Source organism: Rhodococcus sp. 66b (assembly GCF_002076325.1).
GTDB lineage: Bacteria > Actinomycetota > Actinomycetes > Mycobacteriales > Mycobacteriaceae > Rhodococcus_F > Rhodococcus_F erythropolis.
The window spans coordinates 22,550-36,560 of sequence record NZ_MUZB01000007.1 but is presented as its reverse complement, the minus strand read 5'-3'; the positions used below and the strand labels follow the sequence as shown (position 1 = coordinate 36,560).

At 62.4% G+C, this 14,011-nt stretch carries 13 protein-coding genes; 10 read left to right on the top strand and 3 right to left on the bottom strand.

What is annotated here, in order from left to right; all coding sequences use genetic code 11:
* The first annotated feature begins 81 nt into the window (after positions 1-81).
* Complete coding sequence (locus B0E55_RS14380) at positions 82-1,527, top strand: hypothetical protein (RefSeq protein ID WP_080909948.1); 1,446 nt, start codon at positions 82-84, stop codon at positions 1,525-1,527.
* Positions 1,524-2,888: an outer membrane protein assembly factor BamB family protein gene (locus tag B0E55_RS14375; protein ID WP_080909947.1), complete on the top strand. Its 1,365-nt coding sequence runs from the start codon at positions 1,524-1,526 to the stop codon at positions 2,886-2,888. The genes B0E55_RS14380 and B0E55_RS14375 overlap by 4 nt, the downstream gene beginning before the upstream one ends.
* On the opposite strand, the gene dctA is transcribed toward B0E55_RS14375, so the two are convergent.
* Entirely contained in the window at positions 2,866-4,272 is a 1,407-nt protein-coding gene (gene dctA, locus B0E55_RS14370) for a C4-dicarboxylate transporter DctA (protein ID WP_080909946.1), read from the bottom strand. The genes B0E55_RS14375 and dctA overlap by 23 nt on opposite strands.
* Positions 4,273-4,460: 188 nt before the next feature.
* Between dctA and B0E55_RS14365 the strand changes: the two genes are divergently transcribed.
* The gene (locus tag B0E55_RS14365) at positions 4,461-4,721 is read left to right on the top strand and encodes a GlsB/YeaQ/YmgE family stress response membrane protein (protein ID WP_003942027.1); all 261 of its coding nucleotides are present in this window, start codon (positions 4,461-4,463) and stop codon (positions 4,719-4,721) included.
* A 157-nt stretch (positions 4,722-4,878) separates the two neighbouring features.
* Here the strand turns inward: B0E55_RS14365 and B0E55_RS14360 are convergent, their stop codons facing one another.
* Both B0E55_RS14360 and B0E55_RS14355 read right to left on the bottom strand, forming a co-directional pair.
* Positions 4,879-5,625 carry a GTP pyrophosphokinase gene (locus tag B0E55_RS14360; RefSeq protein ID WP_019744227.1) on the bottom strand — a complete coding sequence of 249 codons (747 nt, stop codon included), beginning with the start codon at positions 5,623-5,625 and terminating at the stop codon, positions 4,879-4,881.
* Between the two features lie 48 nt (positions 5,626-5,673).
* A complete protein-coding gene (locus B0E55_RS14355) occupies positions 5,674-6,273 on the bottom strand; it encodes an SACE_7040 family transcriptional regulator (protein WP_080909945.1) in 600 nt (199 codons plus the stop codon).
* Positions 6,274-6,371: 98 nt separating this feature from the next.
* On the opposite strand from B0E55_RS14355, the gene B0E55_RS14350 reads away from it, so the two are divergent.
* Genes B0E55_RS14350 through B0E55_RS14320 form a run of 7 tightly spaced genes read left to right on the top strand, consistent with a single transcriptional unit; the run spans position 6,372 to position 13,884 of the window.
* Positions 6,372-7,961: a carboxyl transferase domain-containing protein gene (locus B0E55_RS14350; RefSeq protein WP_080909944.1), complete on the top strand. Its 1,590-nt coding sequence runs from the start codon at positions 6,372-6,374 to the stop codon at positions 7,959-7,961.
* Between the two features lie 5 nt (positions 7,962-7,966).
* Positions 7,967-10,006 (top strand): acetyl-CoA carboxylase biotin carboxylase subunit, encoded by a 2,040-nt coding sequence (locus B0E55_RS14345; protein ID WP_080910021.1) that lies wholly within the window; start codon positions 7,967-7,969, stop codon positions 10,004-10,006.
* On the top strand, positions 10,006-11,169 hold the full coding sequence (locus tag B0E55_RS14340) for an acyl-CoA dehydrogenase family protein (protein ID WP_020906879.1): 1,164 nt from the start codon (positions 10,006-10,008) through the stop codon (positions 11,167-11,169). Before B0E55_RS14345 ends, B0E55_RS14340 begins: the two co-directional genes overlap by 1 nt.
* Complete coding sequence (locus B0E55_RS14335; RefSeq protein ID WP_020969025.1) at positions 11,166-11,654, top strand: MaoC family dehydratase; 489 nt, start codon at positions 11,166-11,168, stop codon at positions 11,652-11,654. The genes B0E55_RS14340 and B0E55_RS14335 overlap by 4 nt, the downstream gene beginning before the upstream one ends.
* Positions 11,651-12,478 (top strand): HpcH/HpaI aldolase/citrate lyase family protein, encoded by an 828-nt coding sequence (locus B0E55_RS14330; protein WP_020906880.1) that lies wholly within the window; start codon positions 11,651-11,653, stop codon positions 12,476-12,478. The genes B0E55_RS14335 and B0E55_RS14330 overlap by 4 nt, the downstream gene beginning before the upstream one ends.
* Before the next feature lie 3 nt (positions 12,479-12,481).
* Positions 12,482-13,237: a CoA transferase subunit A gene (locus B0E55_RS14325; RefSeq protein ID WP_080909943.1), complete on the top strand. Its 756-nt coding sequence runs from the start codon at positions 12,482-12,484 to the stop codon at positions 13,235-13,237.
* 41 nt (positions 13,238-13,278) lie between these two features.
* Complete coding sequence (locus B0E55_RS14320) at positions 13,279-13,884, top strand: 3-oxoacid CoA-transferase subunit B (RefSeq protein WP_174531772.1); 606 nt, start codon at positions 13,279-13,281, stop codon at positions 13,882-13,884.
* Positions 13,885-14,011: the final 127 nt, after the last annotated feature.

The following is a 14,011-nucleotide window of genomic DNA, read 5'->3' as shown; positions in this document are numbered from 1 at the left end:
ACAGAAATCGCTGTGATCGCGACAGGACTTCCAGAGGCGACGCGCATCGGGAGCGAGCCGTGACAGTGACTGCGAGGGTACGTGTCGAAGGAGCAAACCGATTCGAAGCGGGCCGAGAAGTGGACCTTCGCGCTGACGGTCGTCTCCCTGGTCGCCGGTGGGACAGTGGTTGCCGGGCTGGTGGATCGGTGGAGCAGCTCGCCGTCCGATGACATCTCGGTAGCTGCGTCATCTTCGATCACCATGACGTCTACACCGGACGAGATTTCGCCGGAGGACGTGCCTGAATTCTCGTACGTCACGCCGAGCGCGGTGTACCCGACAACGATTCCGGGTTGTGAAAGCGTCGAAGCGCCGGACGATGACCACGGAATCTCGATCTTCACATCGACAGGCGGCGACGACGCGTACGACGACCCACGTTTTCCGTGGTTTTCCGGCGCCAAGGCTGTATCGATGTCGGATGCGGTCGCCGATGCGATTCCGGACGGCGTCGAGATCAAGTTCGCCAGTCCGAGCCGATCACTCCAGTTCGGTCCGATCTCGGCACCGTCGACCTCGGACGAGTTGCCCGAGGGATGGACGATCGAGGATCTGGCGTCCACTGATGCGTCGGCGACAATACTTCGAGGCGAGGCCAGTGGTGGACTGTCGGTCTCGGTCAACAGCAGTAAGGCGCCGGTTCCTCCGTGCGTTGCCGGTTCTCTCGTCGAACGTCGCTCACTCGCGGATGGTTCAGTAGTGGACGTGCAGGACTCGTGGAGTGAAATCAACGGACAACGCACTCTTTCTCGTTCGGCGTTCCTTTACGGTATCGATGGCACACGAGTTCACGCCTATCTCGATGACACTACCGATCGAGTCGGCGCCGAGGTTCAGGCAAGCGGCGCGCTTCCACTGACCATCGACGAACTGGTTTCTCTGGTCAGCCTGCCGCAACTGCGAATCACGACGCCTGCTCCGCCGGGTACGGCACCGCTTTCGCCCGGGTGCCACGGGATCCCCCGAGACTCTGGCGACGTGGCCGAACTCGATCGCGCGACGATCGAACGTCTCAACGCGGTACTCGAAGTCAGATGGCGCGCTGTACCTCCGGGTTTTCCGATTCTTGATACCGGACCGGGCACTCTGACGGTGGCGGAGAATGACAAGTCCACTGCATGTCAGAGACTTCTCACCCGGACGGGAGACAGCGAGTCGACGCTCAACATGACAATTACCGGCGGACAACCACTCCCCGAGGAGCCCAACAAATACGACCCTTCCTACGACGGGCACCCCTTGGAGGTCGTGACGCGACCGGATGGATCCGTGATCGAGCGAGACGAACGGAACTACGCGACCGTGCCCATGACAAATGACGGCTCGAAAGCAGAATCGACGCAGGAAACGAGCAGGTCGGTGGTCGTCACCCGCCCGAATGGGACCCAAGTCTCGGTTTCGTCGTCGGCTGCGATCCCGAACGTGCCGATGACGTTCGAGCAGTTGGAGTTTCTCGCGACGACCGAAGGCTTGGAGATTCGATGACCACCAGATTCTCCCCGAAATCGCGCCTTCGGATCGCGGCCGCCGCAGCCGTAGTCACCGTCACTGCCGCCATCGCCACGGTGGTCACGTCGACGAGTTCCGAACCGACAGCGATCTCGTCGCCGCTATGGAGCGTCGAGGCCTCCGAGATTCTCGGGCGCGAGTTCGCGATATTTCGGAGCCCACTTGTCGGCACCGAATTCAACATGGACATGGGCGGATTCATCGACGCCGGATCACTCGTGGTCACGATGATCGGTATGCCGGATCGTCAGGCGTATTCGTTGGACGACGCAGAATTGGTCGGATTGGACGCCGAAGATGGCACAGTTCGTTGGCGCACGTCGGCGGTCGACATCGGTGGTTGCTCCGAGACTCTGCTCGGCAGTTCGGTGCTGTGTTTCTCCGGGCCGTACGTATCCGGTGGTTCGTACTCACTTTTCGATATCGAGACAGGAGAGCGTCGAGACATCAAGACGCCGTGGGCACCGATCATCGCGGTTGTCTCGGGTGACACGGTCCTCGCGCTCGAGGGTGATATCGAGAGCAACGACGTTCGCGTGCACAGCGGAACCGTCGACGATCCGGAAGCGAACTGGTCCAAAGCGTTCGACGTCGGTGGATCGTGGGAAGCCGGATACGTCGATCCGGTGATGTCGGTGCACGGCGATCTTGGTGTGATCGCTCTCGACGAGTCTCTGGGATTCGATCTGAAGACGGGCGAACAGCGGTGGGTACACGGTTACTCCACCTGTTCGACCGCGCATACATCGTCGGACGGCGTGACATTGGTGTCGGATGGCGGTTGCGAAGGCGATGGCCGTCCGACAAGTGAGTACGCGCTCGATCAGAACGGGCGCGAGTTCGCCAGGACGGACGAACTGCCCTCGGAGTCCTCGTACTACGGCGGGCGATACAGCCGAGATAATCCCGCAGGAGGATCGACTCCGATCATTCTGGGACACAGCGGTTTCGACCGGACTTCCGGCGAGAAATTGTGGTCCAACAGTGAACTCTTCGACACCGCACAGTCGTTGGCGGTGATCGGCAACGTGGTTGCCGTGACCCGTTCCGGTTCCGAGCCCGAGGTCCAGTTCGTGGACCTCTTCACCGGTGAGGTCTTGTGGCGATCAAACGCCGAGCGCGCCGGGGCGGTTGTCTGGCACGGCGATGTCGTTATCGACGAGGGAAACGTCTACGGAACGGATGTCCGTACAGGCCAACGTAGTTGGGAGGTTCGGGTGGATCAGGACGGGGACGACAAGTTCACCCCCTGGGCGATGCCGCGGGAGCTGTGGGTGGGGGACAAGGTGCTGTTGCGTTCCAGTGAAGACCGCATCACGGCGTTGAAACTGTCTTGAGTGCTTCGGCCTCCGGTGCCGGAACAGTTTTCCCGGTGATCGGATCGACTTCCTCGAGCGGTGGAACGTCTTCTCCGTCGAGCACTCGGCGCATGCGCTCCTTGTCGAGCTGCCCCTCCCAATTGGCGACCACGAAGGTTGCGACACAGTTCCCGAGCAGGTTCACCGACACCCGCATCGAATCCATGATTCGATCGGCGCCCAGTAGGAGGGCGACTGCGGCAACCGGAATTGCGCCGTGACCGATTGCGGCCACGGTGGCGGACAGTGCCAGGAATGACGATCCCGGCACGCCGGCCATTCCCTTGGACGTGAGCATCAGTACCAGGACGGCAGTGATCTGTTCACCGAGTGTCAGGTCCACGCCGAGCGCCTGAGCCAGAAACAGCATGCAGATCGACAGGTACAGCGTGGCGCCGTCGAGATTGAACGAGTAGCCGGTAGGCACCACCAATCCTGTTGTAGTGCGCGAGCATCCGGCGTTGGTGAGCTTGACCATGATTCGGGGCAGAACTACTTCGGTCGACGCCGTTCCCAACGCGAGGAAGAGTTCGTCCTTGATGTACTTGACGAACTTCCACAAATTCACGCCCGTGAAGTACCTGACTATCGCCGCCAGGATGAGGATGAACAGGACGGCCGCAAGATAGCATGCGGCGATCAGCTTTCCGTAACTTCCGAGCGAAGCGATCCCGTACTGGCCGACGATGTACGCCATCGCGCCCAAAGCGCCCAACGGCGCCAGTCTCATGATCCAGCCGATGATCGTGAAGAACAGATGGCTCAGACGATCGACGAGTTCGAACACGATTGGTGGTCCACTCTCACCTGCCTTGGCCAAGGCGAGCCCGAACAGTACGGCGAAGAAGAGGACTTGGAGGAGTGCGTTCTCGGCGAAGGCCGAAACTATCGACACCGGAATGATATTGAGCAGGAATTCCACGGTGTGGGGAAGTTCGCCACTTCCGGTCTTGGCGGCCACGGCGTCCGCACCGTTCGCCAGCGTCTCCGGATCGATGTTGAATCCCGCACCCGGCTTCATCAGATTTCCGATGAGCAGCCCGAACAACAGGGCGAAGGTGGTCACGACCTCGAAGTAGATGAGTGCTTTGACGCCGATACGCCCCACGGCCTTCAGGTCCCCGACGTGAGCAATCCCGATCACGACGGTGCAGAAGATGATCGGCGCGATCAGCATTTTGATCAGCTTGATGAAGCCGTCGGCGAGGGGCTTGAGATTCGCGCCGAATTCCGGCCACAACCAGCCGATGAGAACCCCGATGACGATAGCGGCGATCAATTGCACGAACAGTGATCGGTACCAGGGCGGCTTGTTGGCGAGTCGCGCGAGCTCGCTGTTCGGCAGTCTTACGGAAGTTGGCATGGATCAGAACGGTAGGTCTGCTTGATTGCGAAAAAATAACTCGCGAATGTCGTGGATGTAACGCGTCGAGGTTGCATCTCGGACAATAATTCGGTCAACAAGCGACAGTTGTGTGTGACTGTGGTTATTGTTTCCCTGAGCGGTGATCTTCCGTCCGCGTGCATGCACGACGTGTGAGAGGGGCTGTCATGGGGCAAATTATCGGAACCATCATTTTCGGCGCAGTCATCGGAATCCTGGCTCGTCTCGTGCTGCCAGGTAAGCAGCAGTACGGCATGATCGTGACCGTCGTGCTGGGTATCGCCGGAGCGCTTATCGGGTACTGGGTCTGGGGAGCGATCTCGGACAAGGGCGACACCGGTGGAATCGACTGGATCCGCTGGATCATCAGCATCGCCGCGGCGGCCGTGCTCTCGATCGGCTACAGCGCCGTCACTGGCAAGAAATAGCAAGCCAACGCAATTCGCGAAGTGCGCCCTCCCGAAGTTCGGGAGGGCGCACTTTTGGCTTGCCCTAGTTGTCCGACCCCAGTTGTGAGCGAACGGCACTTTCGTCGCCTCAGATGCGCCGAAAGGCGCGTTCGCTCAGGGGAGGGTCGCCGTAAATTCAGAGCGCCCGTCGCTGAAGATGCAGCGCCTCGAGGAACTGCGCCGGCAGATCCTGCTCGAGGATTTCGTCGTCGGGATGCGGTAGCGCTTTGATTTTCGCGAACTCGTCGTTGAGGCGTTCCATCTTGACGTCGAGGCGGTGTGCCGCGGCAGCAGCCTCGGTGAGTTCGTCGAGAAGCTCGACGGGAACCTCGCGGTTGTACTTGTAATAGATCTTGTGCTCGAGGCTCGCCCAGAAATCCATCGCGATGGTGCGGATCTGAAGTTCGATCGGTACGTGCCTGACGCGATCGCTCATGAAAACCGGGACCTCGACGATCAGGTGCAAGCTCTTGTAGCCGTTGGGTTTCGGATCGGCGATGTAGTCCTCTCGCTCGATCACCCGAAGGTCCGTCTGGCTGGTGAGCATCTCGGCGATCCGGTACGTGTCGGAAATGAAGCTGCAGGTGATGCGCACGCCGGCGATGTCGAAGATGTTCTTCGAGATGTCGTCGATCGTGAGCGGGATGTTCAGGCGTTGAGCCTTACGCAGGATGCTGTCCGGCGACTTGACCCGTGACGTCACGTGTTCGATGGGGCTGTACTGATTGATGTGAGTGAACTCGTCCTTGAGGATGTTCACCTTGGTCATCAGTTCGGAGATTCCGAATTGGTACAACATCATGAAGCGGGAGAACTCGGTCCGCAGTTCGGCGAAATCGGCTCTGCTGACCCCACTGCTGTCTTCCACGTTCGGCACCCTCATCTGTTAGCTGGTGTAACCAGTCTGCCACCGATTGTGCCGTGTCCGGTTTCAGTGGGTGCGCAGTGCGGCGAGCGTCATATCCCGCAGGACGCGACGTGCGCGTGCCGGCGAAGCTGGGTTGGCGCTGTGAGGGGTCGAGTTGATCAGACCGAAAGTGGCATGCGCTTTGATGCGGGCATCCGCCTGATCGAGCTGGGGATCGAGTTGCTCGAGGACCCCGACCCACACCTCGACGTACTTGCGCTGCGTTTGGCGTACCTGTCGACGCGCGTCGGCCGGCAGGCTTTCGAGGTCGCGGTCCTGGATGCGGATCAGGTCCGGCTCGCCGAGCGCGAAGTCGAGGTGGAACTCCACCAGTGCGTCGAGAGCGGCGCTCGGTGAGACCGCTGCCTCCGCTGCCGCAGAACCGCCTTCGTGCAGGCGCGTGCTGATGCCGACGAGAAGTTCCACGAGGACGGCATCCTTGTTGGGGAAATGCCGGTACACGGCCGGGCCGCTGATACCGACGGCCGCGCCGAGGTCTTCGAGTCGCACACTCACGAATCCGCGTTCGGCGATCAACCGTGCGGCGGCATCCAAGAGCTGACGACGACGGTCGGCCTTCATCTGATCGCGTCGCGTCGGAGCTGCTACCTGCTCAGAGGTCATTCTCTCGATCTTTCTTCGCTTGTGTTCTGGACAACTCAGTTAATCATAGTTAATCTAGTTTCAGTTATCGAGCATTAACTCATGGCGAAGGCGGCGGGATGACTCCCAGTGGAATCACGCAAGGATCGGGCTACCGGTCCGATCACACCGTTCTGGTGGACGAACTGAAGAAGAAACTGGCGCAAGCAGCGCTGGGTGGCAACGAGCGCTCTCGCGAGCGCCACGTGAGCAGAGGGAAACTGCTGCCGCGAGATCGCGTCGACTCGCTGCTCGACCAGGGCAGCCCGTTCCTCGAGCTGTCCCCACTGGCGGCCAACGGCCTGTACGACGACGAGTGCCCGGGCGCCGGCGTCATCACCGGTATCGGCCGTGTGTCGGGTCGCGAGTGCGTCATCGTTGCCAACGACGCAACGGTCAAGGGCGGCACGTACTACCCGATGACGGTGAAGAAGCACCTGCGCGCGCAGGAAGTTGCGCTGCAGAACAACCTTCCCTGCATCTACCTCGTCGATTCTGGTGGCGCCTTCCTGCCGCGCCAGGACGAGGTCTTCCCGGACCGCGAGCACTTTGGCCGGATCTTCTTCAACCAGGCGACCATGAGCGCCAAGGGGATTCCCCAGATCGCCGCGGTTCTCGGTTCGTGCACCGCGGGCGGCGCCTACGTGCCCGCGATGAGCGACGAAGCAGTGATCGTCCGCAACCAGGGCACCATCTTCCTCGGCGGACCGCCGCTCGTGAAGGCTGCCACCGGTGAGATCGTGACGGCCGAAGAGCTCGGCGGCGGCGACCTGCACTCCAAGGTTTCCGGCGTCACCGATCACCTGGCCGAGGATGACCGCGACGCACTTCGGATCGTGCGCAACATCATTGCCACGCTCGGCCCCCGCTCCGAGCGCCCGTGGGACGTCATCTCCACGGTTCCGTCCGTCGCCGATCAGAGCGAGCTGTACGACGTCGTCCCGACCGATCCCCGTACTCCGTACGACGTGCACGAGGTGATCACCAAGCTCGTCGACGGTGGCGCGTTCCAGGAGTTCAAGGCTGAATACGGCAAGACGCTCGTCACCGGTTTCGCGCACATCGAGGGCCACCCGGTCGGCATCATCGCCAACAACGGCGTGCTCTTCGGCGAATCCGCCATGAAGGGAGCACATTTCATCGAACTGTGCGACAAGCGCAGTGTGCCGCTGCTGTTCCTGCAGAACATCGCGGGCTTCATGGTGGGACGCGACTACGAGGCCGGCGGCATCGCCAAGCACGGCGCCAAGATGGTCACGGCAGTTGCGTGTGCACGGGTCCCCAAGCTGACAGTTGTCATCGGCGGCTCGTACGGCGCCGGCAACTATTCCATGTGTGGACGCGCGTATTCGCCTCGCTTCCTGTGGATGTGGCCGAACGCGCGCATCTCGGTCATGGGCGGCGAGCAGGCAGCTTCGGTGCTCTCGACGGTTCGTAGCGAGCAGCTCGACAGCGCGGGCAATCCGTGGTCGGCCGAGGACGAAGAGTCCTTCAAGGCGCCGATCCGTGAGCAGTACGAGGCTCAGGGCAATCCGTACTACTCCACTGCGCGGCTGTGGGATGACGGTGTCATCGATCCCGCAGATACCAGAACTGTTCTCGGCCTGGCCCTTTCGGTGTGCGCAAACGCGCCGATCGAGCCGGTCTCCTACGGCGTCTTCCGGATGTGAGCGAAATGACTGAGTTGCGCACTATCGATACTGTTCTCGTGGCCAACCGCGGTGAGATCGCGGTTCGCGTGATCCGCACGTTGCGTGAGTTGGGAATTCGCAGCGTCGCCGTCTACAGCGACGCCGACGCGAATGCTCGCCACGTCCGCGAGGCCGACACTGCCGTCAACATCGGACCGGCCGCGGCGCGTGAAAGCTACCTCGTCATCGACAAGGTCATCGACGCTGCCAAGTCCACCGGTGCTCAGGGTATTCACCCCGGTTACGGCTTCCTGTCGGAGAACTCGGCGTTCTCGGCTGCCTGTGCGGCTGCCGGAATCGCCTTCCTCGGCCCCTCCGAGCACGCCATCGAGGTGATGGGTGACAAGATCACTGCGAAGAACGCCGTTGCCGCGTTCGACGTACCGGTGGTCCCGGGTATCGCTCGCCCCAATCTGACCGACGAAGAACTGATCGCAGCGGCCGAGGACATCGGCTACCCGGTGTTGGTCAAGCCTTCGGCCGGCGGAGGCGGCAAGGGAATGCGTCTGGTCGAGGATCCGGCCAATCTGGCCGAGGCTCTTCGCAGTGCCCGCCGTGAGGCCGCGTCGTCGTTCGGCGACGACACCCTGTTCCTCGAGCGATTCGTCCTGCGGCCCCGGCACATCGAGGTCCAGGTTCTCGCCGACCAGCACGGCAACGTCGTTCACCTCGGTGAGCGCGAATGCAGCCTGCAGCGGCGTCACCAGAAGGTCATCGAAGAGGCTCCGTCGCCGCTGCTCGATCAGGTGACCCGCGACCGGATCGGCGCGGCAGCCTGCAACACCGCTCGAAGCGTCGATTACACCGGCGCCGGCACTGTCGAGTTCATCGTCTCCGCCGACAAGCCGGACGAGTTCTTCTTCATGGAGATGAACACCCGCCTGCAGGTCGAGCACCCCGTCACCGAAATGGTGACCGGACTGGATCTGGTCGAATGGCAGGTTCGTGTGGCAGCAGGGGAGAAGTTGGCCTTCTCCCAGAGCGACATCACACTGACCGGGCACGCTATCGAAGCTCGTGTTTACGCGGAGGATCCGGGCCGTGGGTTCCTGCCGACCGGCGGCCGCGTCGTCGATCTGGTCGAGCCGTCAGGTTCCGGCGTGCGCGTCGATTCGGGACTGCTCGCAGGCACCGTCGTCGGCAGTGACTACGACCCGATGCTCAGCAAAGTCATCGCCCATGCTCCCGACCGCGCAGGCGCACTGCGCAAGCTCGATCGCGCACTCGGTGACACCGCAGTGCTCGGAGTCGTGACCAACATCGAGTTCGCACGATTCCTCCTCGCTGATCCGGATGTGATCGCGGGCAACCTCGACACCGGTCTGCTCGATCGTCGCGTCGAAGACTTTGTCGCAGCCGACGCCTCCGACGAGGTTCTCATTGCTGCCGCGGCGTATCGCTGGCTCTCGCGATGGACGACTTCGGAATCCGTTGATCCCTGGGACGTCCCGAGTGGATGGCGCGTCGGAACTCCCGCTCCGACCAGCATCAGGCTCGCCGCCGGCACCCGAACGTCGCACGTTGCGATCATCGGCGTTCCCGCCGATGCAAAGGTCGAGGTCGAAGGTTCACAGCCGCGCGCATTCAGCGCGACCCTGACAGGATCCGAACTGGCGGTAGTGATCGACGGACGCCGACGCACGTTTGTCGTCGCCGAGACCGATGGTGGTCTGTGGCTGGCAGGCGGCGGAACCTGGCACGTGCGCGAGGTTGCCGAAGTCAGCGTTCGCGGTGAGGACAAGCATGCCGGTGACGCCGAAATCGCCAGCCCCATGCCCGGTGCCGTCATCGCAGTCAACGTCGAGAACGGCGCGGCAGTGAGCGCGGGACAACCACTCGTCGTTGTCGAGGCCATGAAGATGGAGCACTCCTTGACGTCCCCGATCGACGGGATCGTGGAAGTGCTTGTCCGTCAGGGCGATCAGGTGATGGTGGATCAGGTTCTGGCCCGCGTGGTACCTGTCGCGGACGAAGAGACTGCAGAAGAAAAGACCGAGAACACGACGCAGAAGGAAGACGCCTGATGTCCGATTACCTTGCCACCGGAGCGCTTCCGGACGAATACCAGCAGCTCGCCAAGACTGTTGCGGATTTCGCGAAGACCGTCGTGGCACCGGTTGCTGCCGAGCACGACGCCAACCACACCTTCCCGTACGAGGTAGTGGCCGGGATGGCCGACATGGGACTGTTCGGCCTGCCGTTCCCCGAGGAGTACGGCGGAATGGGCGGCGACTACTTCGCACTCTGCCTGGCGCTCGAAGAGCTGGGCAAGGTCGACCAGAGCGTCGCGATCACTCTCGAAGCTGGTGTGTCCCTCGGCGCCATGCCGATCTACCGTTTCGGCAACGAGGCACAGAAGGAAGAGTGGCTCCCGCAGCTCACCAGCGGAAAGTCGTTGGCTGCTTTCGGCCTGACCGAGCCGGGGGCGGGTAGCGACGCCGGCGGCACCAAGACCACCGCGAAGTTCGACAGCGGTGAGTGGATCATCAACGGCAACAAGCAGTTCATCACCAACTCGGGCACCGACATCACCAAGCTCGTGACGGTCACCGCGGTCACGGGTGTCAAGGACGGTGGCAAGAAGGAGATCTCGACCATCCTGGTACCGACAACGACCCCCGGCTTCACGGCCGAGCCCGCGTACAACAAGGTCGGCTGGAACGCATCCGACACCCATCCCCTCACGTTCGCCGATGTTCGCGTCCCCGAAGAGAATCTGCTCGGTGAGCGTGGCCGCGGCTACGCGAACTTCCTGCGCATCCTCGACGAAGGCCGCATCGCCATTTCCGCGTTGAGCGTCGGTGCCGCCCAGGGCTGCGTCGACGAGTCGATCAAGTACGCGAAGGAGCGCGAGGCGTTCGGTCGGCCCATCGGACACAACCAGGCCATCGCGTTCAAGATCGCGCGTATGGAGGCCCGCGCCCACGTCGCACGTACCGCGTACTACGACGCGGCCGCACTCATGTTGTCGGGCAAGCCGTTCAAGAAGCAGGCGTCCATCGCCAAGCTCATCTCCTCCGAAGCTGCCATGGACAACGCCCGCGACGCCACCCAGATCCACGGCGGATACGGCTTCATGAACGAGTACGCCGTCGCGCGCCACTACCGTGACAGCAAGATCCTCGAAATCGGTGAGGGAACCACCGAGGTGCAGTTGATGCTCATCGCCCGTGAGGCAGGGTTGTGACGAACCCCAAGAAGATCACTCAGCGCGGACTCTGGTTCGAGGAGTTCGAGGTCGGCGCGATCTACGAGCATCGCCCAGGCCGAACGGTGACCGAGGCTGACAACGTACTGTTCACGACTCTGACGATGAACACGCAGGCGCTGCATCTTGATGCTGCGTACAGCGAAGGCACTCAATTCGGTGTGCGGCTGGTCAATTCGATGTTCACCCTGTCGACCATCGTCGGCCTCTCGGTCGCGCAGTTGACGCAGGGCACCATCGTCGCGAACCTCGGTTTCTCCGAGATCAGCTTCCCGAAGCCGCTCTTTCACGGGGACACCCTGTACGCCGAGACGCTCATCGCGGACAAGCGTGAGTCGAAGAGCCGTCCGGGCGAAGGCATCGTGACGCTCGTGCACACCGGGCGCAATCAGCACGGCGATGTCGTCGCACTTGCCACGCGCAAGACGTTGGTGCAGCTCCGCCCGGCCGAGGTGTCCTCATGACGTGGACGCCACCGGGGCCGGCCTGGTTGTTCTGCCCGGCGGATCGTCCCGAGCGCTACGCGAAGGCGGCCGCCGTTGCCGACGTCGTGATCCTCGATCTCGAAGACGGGGTGGCTCCGGCCGACAAAGAAGCCGCACGTGCAGCCCTGATCGACACTCCTCTCGATCCGGACCGGACGATTGTGCGTGTCAATCCGGTCGGTACGCCTGATCACGAACTCGATCTGATCGCGCTGGACGGCACACACTATTCGCGTCTCATGCTGTCCAAGTGCGAATCGGCCGAGGACGTCCTCTCGCTCGCACCGGCGGACGTGGTTGCACTCGTCGAGTCTCCGCGAGGAGCCCTCGCCGTGGCCGACATCGCGCTTGCTGCGAACGCCATCGGTGTCATGTGGGGAGCCGAGGATCTTGTGGCCGGTCTCGGCGGTAATTCGAGCAGGCACCCGAACGGTTCGTACCGCGACGTTGCCAAGCACGTCCGATCGACGTCTCTCCTGGCTGCGAAGAGCTACGGCCGGTTGGCTGTCGATTCCGTGTATCTCGACATCAAGGACCTCGTCGGCCTGGGCGTCGAGTCCGCTGATGCTGTCGCAGTCGGCTTCGACGTGAAGGTTGCGATCCACCCGAGTCAGGTCGAGGTCATCCGTGGTGCCTTCGCACCTTCGGAAAAAGAGATCGACTGGGCCACACGAGTGCTTGCCGCGGTGTCTACTGAACGTGGTGTGTTCGCGTTCGAGGGCAAGATGGTCGACGCTCCCGTTCTTCGTCACGCCGAGAAGCTTCTTCACCGAGCCGGAATCTTTCAGCAGAAGGAGAACTAACGGATGAGCAAAGTCGTGAATACGGCAGCTGAGGCAGTTGCCGACATCGCGAGCGGATCCAGGCTCGCAGTGGGCGGCTTCGGGCTGTGCGGTATTCCCGACGCACTGATCGCGGCGATCGCCGACGGCGACGCCACCGATCTCGAGGTGTTCTCCAACAACTGCGGTGTCGACGACTACGGTCTCGGCATTCTGCTCCGCGCGCACCGGATCGCCAGGGTGACGGCGTCGTACGTGGGGGAGAACAAGGAGTTCGCCCGCCAGTATCTTGCTGGTGAGCTCGAAGTGGAGTTGACGCCGCAGGGGACGCTGGCCGAACGGCTGCGAGCAGGCGGTACGGGCATTCCGGCGTTCTACACTCCGGCCGGCGTCGGCACACCGATCGCCGAGGGCGGCTTGCCGTGGCGATACAACCCGGACGGTTCGATCGCCGTGGCGTCGCCACCGAAGGCGACGGCAGTGTTCGGTGGCCGCACGTATGTATTGGAAGAGGCGATCACCGCTGACTTCGCGCTCGTGCACGCGGACTACGGCGACACCGAAGGAAATCTCGTCTTCAACAAGACGGCGATGAACTTCAACCCGCTTGCTGCCATGGCCGGCCGGATCACCATCGCGCAGGTGGAGAACCTCGTCGAGCCGGGCGACATCGACCCCGCACACGTGCACCTACCTGGTGTGTTCGTCGCGCGGGTCGTGCACACAGGCCCACAGGAGAAGCGGATCGAGAAGCGGACCGTCTCAGGAGGTACCAAGTGAGCAGCGCAGAGGAAACTCGTATCGGTTGGACCCGCCACGAGATGGCCGCTCGCGCTGCTGCCGAGATGCGGCCGGGTGAGTACGTCAACCTCGGTATCGGCCTGCCGACGCTGATCCCCAGTTACTTGCCCGAGGGTGTCAAGGTGGTCCTGCACAGCGAGAACGGCATCCTCGGTACCGGACCGTATCCGACCGATGATCAGGTCGATGCCGACCTCATCAATGCAGGTAAAGAAACCGTCACTGTCAATCCTGGTGCTGCGTTCTTCGACTCGGCCCTCTCGTTCGGGATGATCCGCGGCGGCCACATCGACACCGCGGTGCTCGGCGGGATGCAGGTGTCGAAGACCGGTGACCTCGCCAACTGGATGGTCCCCGGCAAGATGGTCAAGGGCATGGGCGGGGCGATGGACCTGGTCCACGGTGCCCGCCGCGTCATCGTCGTGATGGAGCACACCGATCGCGACGGAAACCCCAAGATCGTCGAGGCGTGCACCCTGCCGCTTACCGGGCAGGGCGTCGTCCACCGGATCATCACCGACCTGGCAGTGCTGGACGTCACCGCGGACGGGCTGGAGCTTGTGGAGCTCGCTCCAGGCGTCACCAGTGAACACCTGAAGAGTGTGACTGGTGTGGGTTTTTCCTGAAGCTTCGTACCTTCAATCGAAAGAACGCGCCGACCCTGGTCGGCGCGTTCTTTCGTCGGTCTGTCGGCGTGTACCGATAGTCTCGATCAGCGACTGTCGAATCTGGTTCGAGCTCGGGCACCAAGTA

Excerpts from the sequence above, each read along its gene's own strand:
- B0E55_RS14375 (WP_080909947.1), top strand. The coding sequence starts at position 1,524 with ATGACCACCAGATTCTCCCCGAAATCGCGCCTTCGGATCGCGGCCGCC.
- dctA (WP_080909946.1), bottom strand. The coding sequence starts at position 4,272 with ATGCCAACTTCCGTAAGACTGCCGAACAGCGAGCTCGCGCGACTCGCC.
- B0E55_RS14365 (WP_003942027.1), top strand. The coding sequence starts at position 4,461 with ATGGGGCAAATTATCGGAACCATCATTTTCGGCGCAGTCATCGGAATC.
- B0E55_RS14360 (WP_019744227.1), bottom strand. The coding sequence starts at position 5,625 with ATGAGGGTGCCGAACGTGGAAGACAGCAGTGGGGTCAGCAGAGCCGAT.
- B0E55_RS14355 (WP_080909945.1), bottom strand. The coding sequence starts at position 6,273 with ATGACCTCTGAGCAGGTAGCAGCTCCGACGCGACGCGATCAGATGAAG.
- B0E55_RS14350 (WP_080909944.1), top strand. The coding sequence starts at position 6,372 with ATGACTCCCAGTGGAATCACGCAAGGATCGGGCTACCGGTCCGATCAC.
- B0E55_RS14345 (WP_080910021.1), top strand. The coding sequence starts at position 7,967 with ATGACTGAGTTGCGCACTATCGATACTGTTCTCGTGGCCAACCGCGGT.
- B0E55_RS14340 (WP_020906879.1), top strand. The coding sequence starts at position 10,006 with ATGTCCGATTACCTTGCCACCGGAGCGCTTCCGGACGAATACCAGCAG.
- B0E55_RS14330 (WP_020906880.1), top strand. The coding sequence starts at position 11,651 with ATGACGTGGACGCCACCGGGGCCGGCCTGGTTGTTCTGCCCGGCGGAT.
- B0E55_RS14325 (WP_080909943.1), top strand. The coding sequence starts at position 12,482 with ATGAGCAAAGTCGTGAATACGGCAGCTGAGGCAGTTGCCGACATCGCG.
- B0E55_RS14320 (WP_174531772.1), top strand. The coding sequence starts at position 13,279 with ATGGCCGCTCGCGCTGCTGCCGAGATGCGGCCGGGTGAGTACGTCAAC.